15 protein-coding genes are annotated in these 17,835 nt (G+C 51.7%); 4 read left to right on the top strand and 11 right to left on the bottom strand.

All coding sequences use genetic code 11. From position 1 onward, the window contains the following. A partial coding sequence (locus C508_RS0114310) for an IS3 family transposase (protein WP_018703956.1) occupies positions 1-205 on the top strand: 205 nt, incomplete at its 5' end. Between the two features lie 106 nt (positions 206-311). Here the strand turns inward: C508_RS0114310 and C508_RS0114305 are convergent. From C508_RS0114305 to ilvD, 4 genes are read right to left on the bottom strand one after another with little or no spacing between them, the layout of a single operon-like run. Next, complete coding sequence (locus C508_RS0114305) at positions 312-1,643, bottom strand: GntP family permease (protein ID WP_018704259.1); 1,332 nt, start codon at positions 1,641-1,643, stop codon at positions 312-314. Between the two features lie 43 nt (positions 1,644-1,686). Further along, positions 1,687-3,234 (bottom strand): gluconokinase, encoded by a 1,548-nt coding sequence (locus tag C508_RS0114300; RefSeq protein ID WP_018704258.1) that lies wholly within the window; start codon positions 3,232-3,234, stop codon positions 1,687-1,689. A gap of 22 nt (positions 3,235-3,256) precedes the next feature. After that, positions 3,257-3,913: a bifunctional 2-keto-4-hydroxyglutarate aldolase/2-keto-3-deoxy-6-phosphogluconate aldolase gene (locus C508_RS0114295; RefSeq protein WP_018704257.1), complete on the bottom strand. Its 657-nt coding sequence runs from the start codon at positions 3,911-3,913 to the stop codon at positions 3,257-3,259. An 11-nt stretch (positions 3,914-3,924) separates the two neighbouring features. Further along, on the bottom strand, positions 3,925-5,559 hold the full coding sequence (gene ilvD / locus C508_RS0114290) for a dihydroxy-acid dehydratase (RefSeq protein ID WP_018704256.1): 1,635 nt from the start codon (positions 5,557-5,559) through the stop codon (positions 3,925-3,927). A 242-nt stretch (positions 5,560-5,801) separates the two neighbouring features. On the opposite strand from ilvD, the gene C508_RS0114285 reads away from it, so the two are divergent. Next, positions 5,802-6,680 carry a MurR/RpiR family transcriptional regulator gene (locus tag C508_RS0114285; RefSeq protein WP_018704255.1) on the top strand — a complete coding sequence of 293 codons (879 nt, stop codon included), beginning with the start codon at positions 5,802-5,804 and terminating at the stop codon, positions 6,678-6,680. A gap of 327 nt (positions 6,681-7,007) precedes the next feature. On the opposite strand, the gene C508_RS0114280 is transcribed toward C508_RS0114285, so the two are convergent. The 6 genes from C508_RS0114280 to C508_RS0114255 form a co-directional block, all read right to left on the bottom strand. Beyond that, positions 7,008-7,973, bottom strand: a complete 966-nt coding sequence (locus C508_RS0114280; protein ID WP_018704254.1) for a KpsF/GutQ family sugar-phosphate isomerase — start codon at positions 7,971-7,973, stop codon at positions 7,008-7,010. A 154-nt stretch (positions 7,974-8,127) separates the two neighbouring features. Further along, positions 8,128-9,468, bottom strand: coding sequence for a GntT/GntP/DsdX family permease (locus tag C508_RS0114275; RefSeq protein WP_018704253.1), 1,341 nt, complete (start codon positions 9,466-9,468; stop codon positions 8,128-8,130). Positions 9,469-9,579: 111 nt separating this feature from the next. Then, a complete protein-coding gene (gene pdxA, locus C508_RS0114270; protein ID WP_018704252.1) occupies positions 9,580-10,581 on the bottom strand; it encodes a 4-hydroxythreonine-4-phosphate dehydrogenase PdxA in 1,002 nt (333 codons plus the stop codon). 331 nt (positions 10,582-10,912) lie between these two features. After that, positions 10,913-12,232, bottom strand: coding sequence for a four-carbon acid sugar kinase family protein (locus tag C508_RS0114265; protein WP_018704251.1), 1,320 nt, complete (start codon positions 12,230-12,232; stop codon positions 10,913-10,915). A gap of 39 nt (positions 12,233-12,271) precedes the next feature. Next, positions 12,272-13,033 carry a DeoR/GlpR family DNA-binding transcription regulator gene (locus C508_RS18805; RefSeq protein ID WP_018704250.1) on the bottom strand — a complete coding sequence of 254 codons (762 nt, stop codon included), beginning with the start codon at positions 13,031-13,033 and terminating at the stop codon, positions 12,272-12,274. 307 nt (positions 13,034-13,340) lie between these two features. Beyond that, entirely contained in the window at positions 13,341-14,639 is a 1,299-nt protein-coding gene (locus C508_RS0114255; RefSeq protein ID WP_018704249.1) for a peptide MFS transporter, read from the bottom strand. Between the two features lie 362 nt (positions 14,640-15,001). Between C508_RS0114255 and C508_RS0114250 the strand changes: the two genes are divergently transcribed. Beyond that, on the top strand, positions 15,002-15,589 hold the full coding sequence (locus C508_RS0114250) for a flavodoxin family protein (RefSeq protein WP_018704248.1): 588 nt from the start codon (positions 15,002-15,004) through the stop codon (positions 15,587-15,589). Positions 15,590-16,134: 545 nt separating this feature from the next. Further along, positions 16,135-16,731, top strand: coding sequence for a DOMON domain-containing protein (locus C508_RS19635; RefSeq protein WP_156817642.1), 597 nt, complete (start codon positions 16,135-16,137; stop codon positions 16,729-16,731). A gap of 116 nt (positions 16,732-16,847) precedes the next feature. Here the strand turns inward: C508_RS19635 and C508_RS0114240 are convergent, their stop codons facing one another. Continuing rightward, the gene (locus C508_RS0114240) at positions 16,848-17,825 is read right to left on the bottom strand and encodes a 2-hydroxyacid dehydrogenase (protein WP_018704246.1); all 978 of its coding nucleotides are present in this window, start codon (positions 17,823-17,825) and stop codon (positions 16,848-16,850) included. Positions 17,826-17,835 lie beyond the last annotated feature (10 nt).

Below are 17,835 nucleotides of genomic sequence, written 5' to 3'. Positions count from 1 at the left end.
AGCCCACTGCATTGATAACGGCCCCATGGAGGGCTTCTGGGGAATACTGAAGCGCGAGATGTACTATGGCCGGAAATTCACCAGTAGAATGGAATTTATACATGCAATCCGCAGCTATATCCACTACTACAACTTTGACCGATTACAACGAAAGCTGGGCGTTATGACACCTTATGAATACCACGAACACTACAGCGCTGCATAAGAAAAACAGCTCATCCAAACGGATGAGCTGTAAAGGAACTCTTTATATTGTTTGATTGTCCTATTGACGGGGAGCACACCAAGGCACGGTCTTTTTTTGTTTCCCCTTAGATAAACTGCGCCAGAACTAAAATCAGAACCAGCGCTACTATCGCCAGAATGGTTTCCAACACAGTCCAGGTTTTCAGCGTCTGTGTCACGGTCATACCGAAGTACTCTTTAATGATCCAGAAACCAGAATCATTTACATGCGAAAGAATCAAGGAGCCAGAGCCGACTGCCAGCACCATAAGTTCCGGCGAGGCATTCATATTGGCCGCCAGCATAGGCGCCACAATGCCAGCGGCAGTCATCATGGAAACCGTAGCCGAGCCGGTGCAGACGCGGATCATCGCCGCAATTACCCAGCCCAAGACGAGGGGATTCAGATCAAGAGACGTTGCGGTTTTCGCGATTTCCGTACCCACGCCGCTGTCAAGAAGCACCTTATTAAAAGCGCCGCCAGCGCCGATAACCATGAGAATGCTGGCCATAGCCGGCAAGGATTGATCGCAGAATTTGCCGATATCGCTCAAAGAGAATTTACGCTGCAGTCCAAAGGTAAAGAAAGCAAAAATGAGAGCTAATAATAAGGACATAAAGGGACTGCCGACAAACTTCATCACCTGGTAGGAAACCGCCGTCTTCGGCAAGGATAAATCAGCAATCGTACCCAACAGCATCAGCAGCACAGGCATCATGATCGTCAGAACAGTCACACCGAAGCTGGGCATTTCTTCATCAGTACGACCAGCCTTGATCTGGTCTGCAAAGGTTGCCGGAACCTTAATAGTTTCCATGCGCGGTGCAATATAACAGGCAAACAGAGGACCTGCCACAATGGCCGTAGGCAGACCGACAATCAAGCTGTATAAAATGGTTTTGCCCACATCGGCTTTAAAAATATCCACTGCCGCCATGGCTGCCGGATGCGGCGGCACCAAACCATGCACCGTTGACAGACCCGCCAGAAGAGGCAAGCCGATTTTCAAAAGGGACATGCCGGTTTCTTTGGCAATGGTAAATACCAAGGGAATTAAGAGTACGAAACCAACCTGAAAAAACACGGGAATACCTACGATGAAGGCCACAAACATCATCGCCCAATGCACGTTCTTCTGTCCAAAAGAGTCAATCAGCGTTTTCGCCACGCGCTCGGCGCCGCCGGATTCTTCGAGCATTTTGCCCAGCATGGTTCCCAAGCCTAAAACAATCGCGATAAAGCCAAGAGTATTGCCCATCCCCGCTTGAATGGAGCCTACAATTTTGTCCAGCGGCATGCCCGCCGCCAGACCCAGCAGTACCGAGACCACCATCAGGGTAACGAAGGGATTGATCTTCAATTTTGTAATCATCACCAAGAGCAAGATGACCGCTAGGGCGGCAAGACCAATTAACATGTTTACTCCTCCTTATTTTTGAGCACGTTTTGTCTCAACTGCATCAAACCAAAAGCTCGCGACTGCGCTGATAGGCGGCAATCTCTTTAAAAGGTTCCTGCAAGCCCCAGTACGCCGCTAGGTAAATCGGATAGAGCTCAGCATAGGTTTGACTGTCTGCCGGGTTGGGCTCAAATACTTTTTGTATGCCCACCATGTCCGCCGCCACTTCGACGCTGTCTACCAGGCCTAATGCATAAAATCCCAGCAAGGCCGCGCCAAACGCCGCGCCTTCTTCTACCTTGGGCAAGGAAATTTTACGACCCAGTACATCCGCTAAAATTTGCATCCACAGATTGGAACGGGTAAAGCTGCCGCTGAGGCGGATTTCCTTAGCTTCCCCGGTTACCTCTTCCAAGGCGTCCAAAATGCTTTTGATGCGATAGCAGATGCCTTCCAAGGTAGCGCGAATCATATGCCGTTTATCATGATTCAAGGTCAAGCCGAAAAGCACGCCCCGCGCATCGGCATTCCAGTAAGGAGCTCGCTCACCGGCAAAGAAAGGCAGTAGAATCAAACCGTCCGATCCTGCGGGCACTTTTTCCGCATAATGCGAAAGCAAGGCGTATGAATCCAAGCCCAGTTTTTCCGCCACCCGCTGCTCGGTCTCCGAAAATTTATCCCGCATCCAGCGAAAAGCAATGCCGCCGTTCGTGATCGCGCCGCCGATCATCCAGTGCTTCTCCGTCAAGTTGTAGCACCAGGTCCGGCCCTTCTCGTCATTCTTCGGCTGCTCGCAGACCATGCGCACAGCACCACTGGTGCCGATAGTGATGTTAATCTGTCCCGGTTTGACGGCTCCAACACCGACATTGGCCATCATGCCGTCACCGGCTCCTAAAACAGCCACGGCCGCTGCCGGCAAGCCCAGCCGTTTAGCGGCTTCCGGCAGCAGCGGCACCGCGTCCGTTGTGGGCCGTACCGGCACCATCTGCTGCGGAGAGATGCCCAGCACTCCCAGAAGTTCTTCATCCCAGTCACCCTTAAAACAGTCATAAAGACCGGAACCGCTGGCAATGGAACGGTCCACCAAACGCTGCCCTGTCAAGCGCTCCATCAGATAATCTTTAATCGAGCCAAAGCAAGCTGTTTGCGCAAAAATTTCCGGACGGTATTTTTTCATCCAGTATACCTTCAACAATGGATACATGGGGTGCAGGGGACAACAAGTCCGCGCATAAACCGCCTGCATATTAATGTGATTTTTCAGCTCTTCCTTGATCATCTGGCCCCGCGTATCCGCCCAGGTCATCATGGGCATCAACGGTTTTCCCGCCTCATCTAAACAAACAAGGCTGTGCAGCACCGTACTGAAGCACAGGCCTTTTACCTGCGTTGCCGCTGCGCCGATATCCTGCACGGTCTTTTGGATTACCCGTTCCATCGCCGCCAGCAGCATGTCCGGATCTTGTTCCGCCGCGCCGCTCTGGTCCGTGTGCAGCGGGTATTCTTCCGCTGCTGTTGCCAGCGCCGTCCCATCCGGCTGGTAAACAACAGAACGCACACCGGTGGTGCCGATGTCTACGCCGATAAATAATGCTGTCTCACTCATCGCTTTCCTCCTGTTATCCTGCCTATGCCGGCAGCAATCCTTGACGCGCTTCTTGAATGGCGGCTAGGAACTTCTTCGCCGTCTCCGTAATTCCCGCATAATCTCCGTCTTTGGCGCTTCCCGTCAGACTGCCCCCAGCCCCTACGGCTACAGCGCCAGCGCGGATCCATTCGCCTACATTATCCACCGATACGCCGCCAGTCGGCATAAGCTGCGCCTGGGGCACCGGCCCGTGAAAGGCTTTGATAATCTTGGGCCCAAAGAGTTCTCCCGGAAAGACCTTGATAATGTCCGCTCCCAGCTCCAAGGCGCTGACGACATCCTTCAGCGTCGATACGCCCGGCATAACCGGCACGCGGTACCGATTGCAAAGGCGGATGGTTTCAGCATGCAAGCTAGGAGTCACCACGTATTCGGCGCCGCTCAGAATGGCCACGCGGGCCGTCTCCGGATCCAGCACACTCCCTACGCCCAGCACTACTTCGCCCTGTCCGTAGGTCTTCGCCAGCTCTTCCACCACTTTATGCGCCCCCGGCACGGTAAAGGTGATTTCAATACCCGCTACCCCGCCGGCAATACAGGCGTCGGTAATGCGTTTAGCTTCTTCACCGCTGGCGGCGCGCACCACCGCCACCAAACCGCAGTCCGTAATCCGCCGCAAGACTTCCTCTTTTTTCATGGCCGCCTCCTTTACGCTTTACGCACAGCGCCGCGTGAAGCTGAAGAAGCATGCGCTCCGTACAGCTTCAAGAACAGGCTGTCTTCTTCGATTTCCCTGGGCGTCTTTTCTTGACGCCGCCGCGCTTCTTCCTCCGGCGAAACTTCCCAGAGCAAGCTGCGCTGGGCAATATCAATGGAAATCATGTCTCCGTTTTGCACGTACGCAATAGCGCCGCCATCCGCCGCCTCTGGTGACAGATACCCTATCGCCAACCCGCCGGACGCCCCAGAGTAGCGGCCATCCGTAATCAGCGCCGTATGGCCCACTTTGGCCAAAACTTCAGTCACGCGGTGCATTTCCCGCATACCTGGTCCGCCTTTGGGGCCTTCGTTGCGCACAATCACCACATCGCCGGGAACAATCTTTCCTTGTTCAAAATGCTCCATGCACTCTTCTTCCGACTCGTACACCTTGGCTGGACCGCGGAATTGCCATTCCTCGGGGGCTACCGCAGAGCTTTTAACCACAGCCCCTTCGGGTGCCAGATTGCCCTGCAGCACCGCCACGCCGCCTTCCGGGGAAAAGGGATTGGTCCGCGGGCGAATTACCGTACCATCCGCATGCGGCGCCTCGGCCAGGTTCTCCGTCAGCGTTTTGCCGTTCACCGCTAAGGCGTTGCCGCGCAGCAGCGGCTCCAGCTCTTTCATAATGGCGGGAATACCGCCCACCGGTTCCAGATCCGCCATCGTGTATTCCTGGCTGTTGGGAACCAGCTTCGTCAACAGCGGCGTCTGTCGGCTGATGCGGTCATAATCGCCAAAAGTCACTTCCAAACCGCACTCGGAGGCAATGGCCGGCAAGTGCAGGAAGGTGTTCAGCGAACCGCCCATGGAAGAAACAACAGCCATAGTGTTTTCAAAAGCCTCTTGGGTCAAAATGCTGCGCGCGCCAATGCCTTTTTCCACCAGTTCCAGCACGGCCCGGCCGCTTTCTCTAGCGATTTTCCGACGCTGCGGCGAAAGAGCCAGCGGCGCCGCCGAGCCAGGCAGCGACAGCCCCAAGGTCTCCGCTACAATGCACATGGTGTTGGCTGTGCCCAGGAACGGGCAAACACCGGGAGTCGGATAGTATTCCAAGGTGACATCCACCAATTCTTTTTCACCGATTTCACCGCGCAAAAACGCCTGCCTGGCTTCTTTCGATTTCTTGGGCAGCACTTTGTTTTGCATAGGACCGCCGGTCACCAAAACCGTCGGCATATCCAAACGGCCTGCCGCCATCAGCATGCCAGGCACAATTTTATCGCATGACGCCAGCATGACCATGCCGTCAAAAATACCGTGACCCAAGATCATGGCCTCGACCGAATCGGCAATGAGTTCCCGGCTGGGCAGCACGTATTTCATGCCTTTATGTCCTTGCGCAATGCCGTCGCAAATAGCGATCGTATTGAATTCCAGCGGATAGCCGCCGGCTTCAATGACTCCCTGTTTTACCTCTTCCGCCAGTTCCCGCAAATGACAATGCCCTGGGACAATGTCGTTCCAGGAATTGACGATGGCGATAATGGGCTTATCCAAATCCTCATAGTGCGTGCCGCAGGAACACAAATGGCCTTTGGCGATAGCACGCTGGTAAGGAGGCATCGTTTGTAGCTGTCTCATGATTTTCTCCTTTTATTTTTTTCTTTTTTTGTTTTTTTGGTGAAAATTTTTTTCTTTTTTTACATTATACGAAGGCTTATCGGAAAATGCAAGAAAATTTTTGCATTCTTTCGACCAATCTCAGGTGTCGATATAGAACAAGAAAAGCCGCGTAGTTTCTAGATTTTACTGGCTGGAACGCTCCCGCTATGATAAAGTAAAAGGTAGATTTGAAAATTTTTTTCAGAGGAGTCGTCTTCATTATGAACAAAAATTCATCGCATACGCCACCGCCAGGACAGCCCGGCTGTCTTACGGTGCTGCGCAGCATTTTACCCCATCTAACAAAAACAGAGCGTAAAGCCGCTGAATATATTTTGGAAAACCCTGCCGAAGTCATCCACCTGACAATTACCAGCCTGGCGGAAACCTGCAGTATTGCTGAAGCTACCATCTTCCGACTCTGCAAAAAAGCCGGTTTCACAGGCTTTCAATCCTTTAAAATTGCCTTAGCTGCGGAAATGTATCCTACCTTCGCTACCGAGTACCAAGAGGTATCTGCCGACGATTCTCCCGGCGCCCTTGCGGCTAAAGTATTCCACAGCATCTCCGAAGGCCTACAGGACACCCTGCGCATCGTCGATGAAAAAGAGCTGGCCAAAGCCATCGCCGCCGTTTGCCAGGCTAAACGCATTTACGCGTACGGTTCCGGCGTCTCCTCCATCGTCGCTTTAGATATCGAATATCGTTTTATCCGTTTTGGCATTCCGGTGGTTTCCTACTCTGATGCGCACATGCAATATACCTCCGCTTCGCTGGCCAAGCCTGGGGACGTCATCCTGGTCATCTCCCACTCCGGCTCCAACCAGGACATCCTCGGCGCCATCGAACTGGCCAAGCCTTGCGGCGCTACGGTTATCGCCATTACCAGCCATCTTCGCTCCCCCATCAGCCAAGCGGCGGATATTACCCTCTGCGGCATGGCTAGGGAAGTCAACTACCGCAGTGAAGCCATGGCCTCCCGCCTCATGCACATGGCCTTGATTGACGCCTTGTATGTCGGCGTCATGCTGCAGCAGCCAGACACCATCAAAGCCAATGTCCAAAAAATGCGCACGGCCGTTTCCCGGCGGAAAGTATAGGTACAACAGGAGAACAAACAGGAGTCTCGATGAGAATCTGATGGCTTGCATGAGGGTTGCCAAATACGAACTTTCAACACAAAACATCTAAAATATAAAAATCACCCTGACAGCGCGTCAACGCCATCAAGGTGATTTTTATATTTTAGAACTAGATACTCAAACGCAGGAAGCTGTTGGTTTAATGAGCACTCCGTCATAACAAGGATTTTTTCGCCAGACGCGAAAGAAAACGCAGGCAGAGCGGTGCTCTGTCGAGGCTTTCTGACAAAGTCTGTCGTAAAAAGAACTGTTTTGACGCGTGCTGCGAGTAAAGCAGTAGTATCCTTAGACAATACCCTGCCGCAACAGGTCGGTAACATGCACCAGGCCCACGGAGCGGCCGTCTTTGTCCACTACAGGCAGGACAGTAATCGGCTTGGGACGATGCTGCTCCATCATGCGCAGCGCTTCAGCAGCCAGCTTTTCCGCGGTAATGGTCTGCGGCTGCTTGGTCATCAGCTCGCCCACATTATGGGTAAGAAAATCAAGGCCCTTTTCCAGGCCGCGACGAATATCGCCGTCCGTAATCAAGCCTACCAGCTTACCCTCTGCATCCACGACCGAAGTAGCCCCAAGGCCCTTATCGGTAATAACAAAGAGCGCTTCCTTGACGCTCTGTTCTACGGTTACGGTCGGATTTTCCTCTTCGCCGTGCATGACGTTGGCTACCTTCATCAGCAGCTTGCGTCCCAGCGCGCCGCCGGGATGGAAAACAGCAAAATCGTCCGCCGTAAACTTACGCGCCGCCATGAGCACCACCGCCAAAGCATCGCCCAGGGCCAATTCCGCTGTCGTGCTTGTGGTCGGCGCCAGTCCCAAGGGACATGCTTCCTGCTCTACCGAAGCATCCAACACCACATCCGCATTTTGCGCCAGCGTCGACTGAGCATTACCGCAAATTGCAATGATTTTAGCGCCAATACGACGAATCGACGGCAAAATGTTAATCACTTCCGAGGTTTCCCCGCTATTGGAAATGGCTAAAACAATATCATCTTGCGTCACCATGCCCAAGTCGCCATGAATGCCTTCCGCCGGATGCAGGAAAAACGAGGGGGTACCTGTACTCAGCATAGTTGCTGTAATCTTCTGCCCCACATGTCCCGGCTTACCCATGCCGGTAACAATGAGTCGACCCTTGGTTTCCAAAATCATCTGCGCCGCCAGCACAAACTGTTCGTCAATGCGCGGAATGAGCGCTTCAATCGCCGCCGCCTCCATACGCAGTACCTGTCTTGCCTGTTCAATCATGCCCTATATCCTCCGTTACAAAGTTTCTTCTTCTATATTATAAAAAGAAGCCGCAAAACACAAGTCAACAAGAAACACCTGCCAATAGCAGCAGGTGTTTCTTGAATAATACCGGCCATTTCTCTACGTCTCTCAGACCGGCTGCTTATAAAATTTAGCCGACAATGGCCGCCAAAATCAGTGTGCCTGCAAGGCCGATGACAGCGGCAATGGTCGTCGATCCGGTATAAATAGTAAACATTTTGTTCATCGGAATTCCTAAAGACTCCTTTACAAACCAGAAACCGGGGTCAGTTACGTGAGATGCCCCGATAGCGCCAGCGCCAATCGCGATCGCCACCAACGCCGGGTCCAGCGAAGGATACGCCGCCAAAACCGGGGTAATAAAGCCGGCGGAGGTCATCATCGCCACAGTCGCGCTGCCGATGGCAAAACGCATAACAATGGCAATAACCCAGGCCATAATCAACGGGCTGATTTGAATCGCCGTCAGCACCGCTTTAAGCACATCGCCGATGCCGCTGTCCAGGATGACGCGGTTGAACGCGCCGGCAGCGCCGATAACCAGAATAATCGTAGCCATAGGACCCATGGCGGATTCGGTTTTCTTAGCCAAATCGCCCAAAGAGAAACCGCGTTTCAGACCCATGACATAGTAAGATAGGATAGCCGCCAGGAACAACGCCGTAATCGGGCTGCCCAGGAAGTTAACGATAGGCATGTAAGCGGCGTTCTTGTCGCCTACGAGTTCGATAATGGTTTTGCCGATCATCATCAGAAGCGGCAACAAAATGGTAAAGAGAGTAATACCGAAGGCCGGCAGTTTTTCATCCGGAGTCGGCTCCACACAACTATATTGTGCCGGAACTTCCAGATCATTGTTTTTCGACAGGAAATGACCATAAACAGGACCTGCCAAGGCAGTTGCCGGCAAACCAACTAAGAGGCCGTAGAAAATCACCTTGCCCACATCGGCCTTAAGAGCCAGCGCAATGGCCATGGCAGCCGGATGGGGCGGCACGATGCAGTGAACAACCGTCAAGGCGGTAGTCATCGCCAGCGCGATTTTTACAAGCGGCTGTTTGGATTCCTTAACAACACAAAAGAGAATCGGAGTCAGAAGTACGATACCTACCTGCAAGAAAACCGGAATACCGCAGATATAGGCAACAATCATCATCGCCCAAGCGGCACGGCTTTTGCCGATAATATTGATCAGCGTCCGAGACAGCTTTTCAGCGCCCCCGGAAATTTCCATCATCTTGCCGATGATAGCGCCCAGCGCCAGGATCGGCGCCAAGAAACCCAAGGTACCGCCCATCCCGACTTCAATGGACTTGCCAATTTTATCGAGAGGCATGCCCGTAGCAAAAGCAATGAGAAAACAAGCGGCCAACAGAGAGATAAAGGCATGAATGCGGAATTTGATGCTTAAAACAATAATCATTAAAATAGCAATACCTAGAACAGAAAGCATGCTTACTGTCGGATCCATCATTAACCCTTCTTTCTTAATCGTACTAAAAGAATATCCGATTTATAAAAAGGCTTCCGCGGCGAATGCTTCATACCCCAAAACAATTCGCCGCAAACAGCCAACAAGCGCTTATTGCTTGTTGAAATTGGGAGCGTATTGCGCCGCCAGCTTAATGGCTTCTACCATGCTGACTTCGCTGACCTTGCCTGTGCCGGCAATATCCAGGGCCGTACCGTGGTCAACAGAAGTGCGCAGGAACGGCATATTGTTAGTAATGGAAATGGTGCGTTCAAAGTCTACCATCTTGGTCGCAATATGACCTTGGTCATGATACAGGGAGAGCACGGCGTCATATCTGCCTTTCAAGGCGAAATGGAACACCGAGTCCGCCGCTACCGGGCCTACGACATTCAGACCGTCTACTTGGGCTTTGGCAATAGCCGGTTCGATTTCACGCACTTCCTCGTCACCGAAGAGGCCATGCTCGCCGCTGTGCGGGTTAAGACCGGCCACCGCCAGACGAGGATTCTTCACGCCCAGCACCTCAAGAGCCTTGGCGCAGCGATGAATGAACTCGTACATGCTCTCCGTCGTTACCAGCTCGCAAGCGCGGCGCAGCGACACATGACGAGTCAAGAAGAAGACGCGCAGGTCAAACACCTGGAACATGGTCAGCGGATTCTTGGTATTGGAGAGGTCTTCCAAAATTTCCGTATGGCCAATGTAGTTAACATGGGCGGCTTTCAGCGATTCCTTGTTGATCGGCGTTGTCGCCAAAGCGTCCACTTCCTTAGCCATGGCCAAGTCAATGGATTTCTTGATGTATTCAAAGGCGGCGCGGCCGGCCAGCGCCTGAACTTTACCGATTTGCAGCTCTTTGACATCTACATTGTTCAAATCGATCACGTCGATAGTACCAAATTCATACTTGCCGTCTTGAGGACCCTCCACACGGCGGACAGCCAGCTTGATACCGCAGAACGTCATGGCCTGCTCCAGTACGGATACATCGCCAATGACCAAGGGGCGGCAAGTTTCGTAGATTTCCGGTAGATTCAAGGATTTCACAATAATTTCAGGACCCACACCAGCAGGATCGCCCATAGGTATAGCAATAATCGGTTTTTGCATAATAAACAGCTCCTTAAAATAAAGTAGTTAAAAGACGACTAACAAGAGAACCGGAGTAACCGGAGGGTACGAAAGAGGGCTGCGAAAGATTTTTTAACAGGAGTAGATGGAGTAAATGGAGGGTACGCAGAGAGTTACGGATTTTTCAAAAGAATAGCAAGTAGAACACGCTAGCGAAGAGATTGCCGCGTCGCTGCGCTCCTCGCAACGACGGCAACAAGACTGCCGTACACGTCATTGCGAGCGAAGCAAAGCAATCTCTTTTGGCTCGTAACCCTCCTGCGGTCCCTCCCGCGACTCTGGGCACTCCTGTTCAAAGCCTGGTGCTTTTCTAGTTCTTTTTTGCGTAGCTTTCGTTAGATAGTTTAATCAACAGATAGTCCACGCATTTACTGATGGCAGTATCATCGCCAATCAGACCGCCTTTGGTCACAATGGGATGCTTATCAAAAATGCCTTTATGCAGACGGCCATACACCGCTAGCGGCAAGATCTCATCTTTCACTTCAATGCAGATGGCCTGCAGCGCATCGCACACCGCCACGGTCACATCGCCACCGCTGGTAAAGAGGCCGCCAATACAATCGCCCAGCTCTTCAATGACCCGCACGGTAATGCGCGCCAAGCCTTTGGAAATGCGCTGAGAAATCTCGTCCTGCGTTGTCCCCTTCTCTGCGGCCACTTTTCCCAGGTCGATAACATCGCATTCCCAGCAAGTGGTGGTAACACCCAGCACTTCATACGCATCCGGGTTTACGCAAATTTCTTGAACTACCCGCTCGATTTCCGTTTCTCGCTTGGCGTCATCGATCAAGTCCAATACCGATACATTCACCAGATGATGCGCATACTTAAGGCGAATGTCTTCCATCTGACGCCGCGTGTTATCGCTGACGCTGCCGACAGTCAAGAATACCTTCTGCCCTCGGGCTTCTTCCATCTCCACCACTTCCGCCGTCATGGCGCTGGTGAAAGGCCCCGGATCCACCGCCACGATAGGCAGTCCTGTCTCCTTGGCGGCTTTGGCGATATCCGCCACCGTTTCATTGGTCGTAGCGTCAATCACTACAACGCGCACGCCTTCATCATTGTACTGCAGAATGGCTTTCTTCACCGCTTCCGAGCCCTGCAGCACCGTGCTGAGCTCGATGAAACCAACCGGCTCATCCATCTGTTTAGCGACCAGAGGCACCACTTTCGACGTAGTAATGGGGTTTTTGGGATCCTTGGCCACAATGGTCTGCTCCAAAGGCACCTGATTGACCATCAGATAACCGCCAATACAAACGCGTCCTGACGTAGGAAATACCGGCACCATCAACGCCATCGTTCCTTTGGGCACATTGTCGAGAATGGCTTTAAGTTCCGGGCCGATATTGCCGCGCAGCGTACTGTCCATACGTTTGTTCACCAGCTGCACGCTGCTGTCATACAGCTTTTTCATGGCTTTATCTACCCGGTCATAGGCTTCCTGCGCTGCAATGCTGCGGCTGTCGGTACTGACAACCACCACATCCAGATTTTCTCCCTCTTCCTGCGTGTACAGGTCCAGGTCAAAAAAGGTCGCGCACCGCAAACCCTGGCGGGACAGCAGCACCGCGCTGGAATTGACCCCGGTCATGTCGTCTCCCACAATTAATACCTTTGGCATCTGTCTCTCTCCTTACGCTAAGCTCAAGCTAACTTCTATCTATACCAGCTGCAAGGCTACGCCTTTTTCTTGCAGGCGCTGCACCGTTTCTGCGTCTACGCCTTTATCGCTGATAATCAATGAAAAATCCTGCAAACTGCAAATCTTATTGATACTGCGCCGGTTGAATTTGCTGCTGTCAGCCACCAGAATCACTTTTTCCGCGGAAAGAATGATCTCTTTCTTCAACTCCGCTTTTTCAAAAGTGGGACCGCTCATCCCCAGCTCCACATCCAACGAGCTGGCGCCTACAAAAGCGATGTCAGCATAGATTTCCTTTAAAAAGGCAATCGCCCGGGAACCCATGCAAGAGCCGGTCACATTCTGTACGCGGTCGCCTGTGCAATAGATGGCAAAGGAACTGTTTTGCACTAAAAAAGCCGCGATCAGCACGTCCGTCGTCACAATGGTCAAGTTTTTCTTCTTAATCAACTCTTTGGCAATCGCCATGGTAGTAGTGCCCGCATCCAGCAATACCGTTTGCTCTTCTTCCACCAGAGCCGTCGCCGCCTGACCAATACGCTCTTTTTCCGCCTGACGCTGCATCTCTTTTTCTTGCCGCGGCAGTTCCAAAGTCAGCTTTGATTTCAACACCGCGCCGCCAAAGGTCCGGCTGACAATCTGCACGCTCTCCAGGTATTTCAAATCCCTGCGGATGGTCATAGCGGTGACGCCCAGCTGCTTCGCCAGCTCCTCCACGGTCACCCGTGGACGCTCTTCTAAGATTTGCACGATTTTTTCCTGACGCTCTACTTGAAACAAGGCATTATCACCTCTTTCGTTCGTTAATGTTCTTTTAAATGTTCGAGTATGTTCATTTTGGTTTGATTATATTCTTTCATCGACTAAAAAGCAAGAACATTTTTAAAGAAAACACAAAAGAAAAAAGGCCGCCTAAGCGACCTTCAGCCAAGAGAGAATGCAGAGTAACAGAGAAAAGCCAGAAATTTTTACGTCAGGCAAGAAAGAAAATGCAAGCATAGCAGAGCTATGCCGAGGCTTTCCGACGAGGAATGATGCAAAAAGAGCGGCTTTAGCGTGAGGTGCGCATACAGCAAGGGCTCCCTCCCTAGACATTGAGCATATCTTCACGCAAACGAGATCGTTTCATTATATATAGGTATACTGCCGTAGCGCAGGCCGCGCCAAAAACCAGCGATGCCAAAAGCAAGAAGAAATGAAAACGGCTCAGCACTTCCCAAAAGCCGCCAATATAGCCTGCCAACAAATTCCCGGCAAACTGCGAAAGATACCAAATCCCCATACACATCGACACCGCTCGCGCTGGCGCCAGCTTCGTCACCATGGACATGCCGATCGGCGAAAGGTATAGTTCCCCCAAAGTCATCACCAGCGTACTTCCCACCAGCCACCACATGCTCACCGGCGTGCCGTCCACGTCATACCAGGCTCCGGCAGGAACCAACACCAGAAAAGACGCGCCCAGCAACAGGCAGCCCCGAACCATCTTGGCAATGGCGCCCGGCTGCGCTCCCCGTCCGGCCTGCCAGGCCCAAAAAGCGGTAATCAAGGGAGTCAGCGTGAAAATAAACATAGGATTGAGCGACTGAAACCAAGTCTGCGGCACTTCCCAAGCGCCAATGCGCCGATCCGTATCGCTGTCAAACCAAAGCGCCAGCGTATTGCCCTGCTGCTCAAAGGCCGCCCAGAAAGGAATGGTAAGCAAGCACAGCAGCACCAAGGCGGCGATTTTTTGTTTTTCCCGCAGTGTCAGCGGCTCTTCCGCTTCTGCCGAAGCTTCTTTGCGCGCCGTCAACCGGTCCGGCTTTAAATAACGCTGGCCGTACAAATAAATTAAAAGTCCTACCATCATGCCCACGCCAGCCAAGCCAAAGCCGTAATGCCAGCCAAATACAACCCCCAGCGTACCGCAGGTCAACGGCGCTAAAAACGCGCCTAAGTTGACACCTACATAAAAAATGCTGAAGGCGCTGTCCCGCCGTTTATCTCCCGCCGGATACAGACTGCCCACCTGAGTCGAGATATTCGGCTTGAAGAGGCCGTTACCAGCGATCAAAAAGCCAAGCGCCGGGAAAAATAACGATTCAAAAGCCATAAGAAAATGCCCTATCGCCATGAGCGTTCCGCCGATGTAGACCGCCCGCCGCTGCCCCAAGAACCGGTCCGCCAAAAGGCCGCCAAAAAGAGGCGTCATATATACCAGTCCCGTATAAAGTCCGTAAATATGAGAAGCGTCCTCTTGCGAAAAAAGCAGTTGCTTGGTCATGTAGAACACCAGCAGCGCCCGCATGCCGTAGTAGGAAAAACGCTCCCACATCTCGACCAGGAAAAGCACAAACAACCCTCTAGGATGGCCTAGCCAGGTTTTTTCCATGTCTTGCTGCATATTTCAACCTCCCCTTATCGTCAGTCTTTTTGTATCAGCATCTATTTTTCTTGCACCGTCTACCTCACTAAATACAATTCGAGCAAGTTTCTTTTTTATCGAAAAGATTCCTCCGAAAGGTATTTTTTTCCTGCTAGCTATTTTTCCTTTTTACGTTCCTTTACATTTTTACATATGTATTTTGTATATTTCCGCCTAATGTATAATTAAATTTCATTTGTCCAGCAAGAACGTACATTGCAGTTGACATTCTGCTTTCTATATTCTATAATTACCTCATACTTTTTTTAGTTATTTTAATAGTTTCTATTTTCACATACTACCGTTCATGCACTGCATGGCGCAAGAAAGGATGAATCATTATGAAGATCATCGGTCTCATTGGCAGTCCGCGCCATCAAGGAAATACCGCCCATCTTGTCAATACCATGCTGCAGCAAGCCGCCGCCCTTGGCGCTGAAACAAAGCTGTATCAATTAGGCCAGCTTGACATCCAGCCTTGCAAAAGCTGCTACGCATGTAACACAGAGGAGAACTGCACGTTAAACGATGACGCTCAAGGCATTCTCCGTGAAATTGCCGCTGCTGACGCAATTGTCTTAGGTACGCCTATCTACATGTGGCAAATGAGCGGTCAGCTCAAACTGCTAGTAGACCGCATGTTTTCCTTTCTCAAACCTGATTTTTCCAGCAAGCTGGCGTCTGGCAAAAAGGTAGCTCTTGCTGTCACCCAAGGTCAAGAAGCCCCCACCGTATTCCAAGCCTATTTTGACTCGGTAGGACAGGTTTTAGACCTTCTTGGTTTCGGCGAACATCGCATGGTCACAGCGATTGGCGTCTACGAACCTGACGACGTGCTGCAACAGACCGATACCCTGGAAGAAGCCCGCGCCCTCGGCGTCTGGCTCAGTCAAAAAAGCGACAACCACTCTTTGCACCAAGCAGTTTGATTATTTTCCTATTTTGTCCATACTCTCTTGGAGCCGGCTATGCCGGTTCTTTTTTTGTGCTCAAATAGCTCTAAGAGAGCGCACAACAGAGGCACAGAGAAAAACCAGAAAAAATTGAACAGGAGAATCGGCGACGGCGCTGGATGCGCCTAGGGTCGGTTGCGCCATGGATGGCGTAGCAACCGACGTCCGTAAAGGGTACGCAGGAGAAGAACGGATTTTAACAGGAATAAAGTGAGCAAAGTGAAGATACGAAGAATCCATTAAGTTGAAATTCAAGGGTCCTGCTGATTTAATGAGTGCATCGCCATGGCAAGAGATTTTTTCGCCTAGCAAGGAAGAAGGCCGCAGGAATAGTGGCGCTCTTTCAAGGTTTTCTGACACAGCCAGGCGGAAAAAGAATTGCCCTTGGCGTGTGATACGAATAAATTAGCAGGTCCATACCAAGAGAAGGAATTTCTAGGTGAGCCGCGAAAGTATTTCATGTGTCTCCTCTGGAAAACTATGGCTATTTTTTCTTTTATCTAAAGAAAGGACGTGCCGCCATGAAGCTTTATAAATTCAGAATCCTTGCCGCTATCTTTTTCAGTTTCTCCTTGCTTATTGCTGGTTGCAGCGATTCTAAGCCTTCGCAAAGCCTTTCCAAAAGCCAGTCTCCAGAAGTTTCCTGGCAAAGCGACAGCAATATTAATCCCAAAGAATATAGTCGTCAACAAACCTTCGGCGATCTTATCGTATACAGCCGCCTGGACGGGGACCATGCCTGTTTCGGCCTTCAAGCTCCTGCCAAAGGCTGGGTCGCGCTAGGGTTCGGCTCCGAAGGAAAAATGAAAAATGCCGACATTCTCATCTTTACCCTGCGTAATGGCAAAGTAGAGGGCGAAGACGCCTTTAGCTCGTCTCCAAGCGGGCCCCATCCGTCCGACTTATCACAAGGAGGAACTAACGATATTCTAGAACTGAACGGCAGCGAAAAAGACGGCGTTATGACGGTAGAATTCAAACGCAAGCTGCGCACAGGCGATCCATACGACAAAGACTTGCAACCCGGCAGCAATGCGATTATTTGGGCCTTAGGCAGCAATTTCAAAATTGCTTCTCGGCATTTGCAACAAGGCAGCGGTACATTGACACTGGAATAAAACACATATTTTGCGCAAAAGTAGAGGGAGCCTGGCTAATATTAGCCAGGCTCCCTTTTTAATATACCATACTTTATAAAACAAACCGCGAACTACAGGAAAGACAATAACGACTTCTATTCAAACACTTCCGGATTTAGACAAGTCGGCATGGGCTGTCCGTGCAGCGCCGCCAGCAAATTATCAACGGCCAGGTTCATCATGGCTTCGCGTGTCTGCCGTCCGGCGCTGGCGATATGGGGCGTAATCAGGACATTGTCCATTTTGTAGAGTTCATGATCTACAGGCAGCGGTTCCGGATCGGTTACATCCATGGCGGCATATGCCAGTTGCCCGCTCTTGAGAACCGCCACCAAATCCGCCGTCACCACAATAGGGCCTCGAGCGGCATTGATGAAATAGGCTCCCTTTTTCATTTTACCGAATGCTTCCGCATTAAACATGCCCCGCGTTTGCGCCGTCAAAGGCGAAAGAACCAGTACAAAATCCGCTTCCGCCAGCAAGGCGTCAAAGGATCGGTAGGATGCTTCAAACTTCGCCTCATCCGCCCGGGGTCGACGGTTATGGTAGATAATGCGCATACCGCTAGCTAACGCCCGACGCGCCGCGGCGCTGCCGATATCTCCCATACCGACAATGCCCAGCGTCTTGCCATATAAATCACAGCCCAAGCCCAAATCTCCGCCGCACTGGCCTAGCGATTTCGTCCAGCGCCCGGCTTTAGCGTACGCCCAGCCTTCATGAATGCGCCGCGCCGCCGAAAGAAGAAGCCCAAAGGCCATATCCGCCGTCGCCTCTACCAAAACGCCAGGGGTGTTGCTCACCGCAACTCTTTTAGCCGTACAGGCCGGGACATCAATATTGTCATAGCCCACCATCGTATTCGCAACCACTTTCAAGTGCGAAGCCGCAGCCAAAAGAGCCTCATTTACCGGTGCGCCCGTGCAAAGCAAGCCCTCCGCATCTGCTATTTCCTCCAGCAACCGCTCTTGCGGCATACGCCCTTCCTGCTGCCAAGACACCACGTCGCCTTCCGCTTCCAAGCGCGCCAATACCTCAGGAAACAACTTACCTGTTACTACGATTTTAGCCATATCTCCGCCT

The organism is Anaeromusa acidaminophila DSM 3853, assembly GCF_000374545.1.
In the GTDB taxonomy this organism is placed as follows: Bacteria; Bacillota; Negativicutes; order Anaeromusales; family Anaeromusaceae; genus Anaeromusa; species Anaeromusa acidaminophila.
This window is presented reverse-complemented; position numbering and strand designations above follow the sequence as displayed.

What these genes read in the sequence shown, in the direction of transcription:
- C508_RS0114240 (WP_018704246.1), bottom strand. Translation starts at nt 17,825, where the DNA reads ATGGCTAAAATCGTAGTAACAGGTAAGTTGTTTCCTGAGGTATTGGCG.
- C508_RS0114280 (WP_018704254.1), bottom strand. Translation starts at nt 7,973, where the DNA reads ATGATTGAACAGGCAAGACAGGTACTGCGTATGGAGGCGGCGGCGATT.
- C508_RS0114275 (WP_018704253.1), bottom strand. Translation starts at nt 9,468, where the DNA reads ATGGATCCGACAGTAAGCATGCTTTCTGTTCTAGGTATTGCTATTTTA.
- C508_RS0114265 (WP_018704251.1), bottom strand. Translation starts at nt 12,232, where the DNA reads ATGCCAAAGGTATTAATTGTGGGAGACGACATGACCGGGGTCAATTCC.
- C508_RS0114255 (WP_018704249.1), bottom strand. Translation starts at nt 14,639, where the DNA reads ATGCAGCAAGACATGGAAAAAACCTGGCTAGGCCATCCTAGAGGGTTG.
- C508_RS0114300 (WP_018704258.1), bottom strand. Translation starts at nt 3,234, where the DNA reads ATGAGTGAGACAGCATTATTTATCGGCGTAGACATCGGCACCACCGGT.
- C508_RS0114250 (WP_018704248.1), top strand. Translation starts at nt 15,002, where the DNA reads ATGAAGATCATCGGTCTCATTGGCAGTCCGCGCCATCAAGGAAATACC.
- C508_RS0114295 (WP_018704257.1), bottom strand. Translation starts at nt 3,913, where the DNA reads ATGAAAAAAGAGGAAGTCTTGCGGCGGATTACGGACTGCGGTTTGGTG.
- C508_RS0114305 (WP_018704259.1), bottom strand. Translation starts at nt 1,643, where the DNA reads ATGTTAATTGGTCTTGCCGCCCTAGCGGTCATCTTGCTCTTGGTGATG.
- C508_RS0114285 (WP_018704255.1), top strand. Translation starts at nt 5,802, where the DNA reads ATGAACAAAAATTCATCGCATACGCCACCGCCAGGACAGCCCGGCTGT.
- ilvD (WP_018704256.1), bottom strand. Translation starts at nt 5,559, where the DNA reads ATGAGACAGCTACAAACGATGCCTCCTTACCAGCGTGCTATCGCCAAA.
- pdxA (WP_018704252.1), bottom strand. Translation starts at nt 10,581, where the DNA reads ATGCAAAAACCGATTATTGCTATACCTATGGGCGATCCTGCTGGTGTG.
- C508_RS19635 (WP_156817642.1), top strand. Translation starts at nt 16,135, where the DNA reads ATGAAGCTTTATAAATTCAGAATCCTTGCCGCTATCTTTTTCAGTTTC.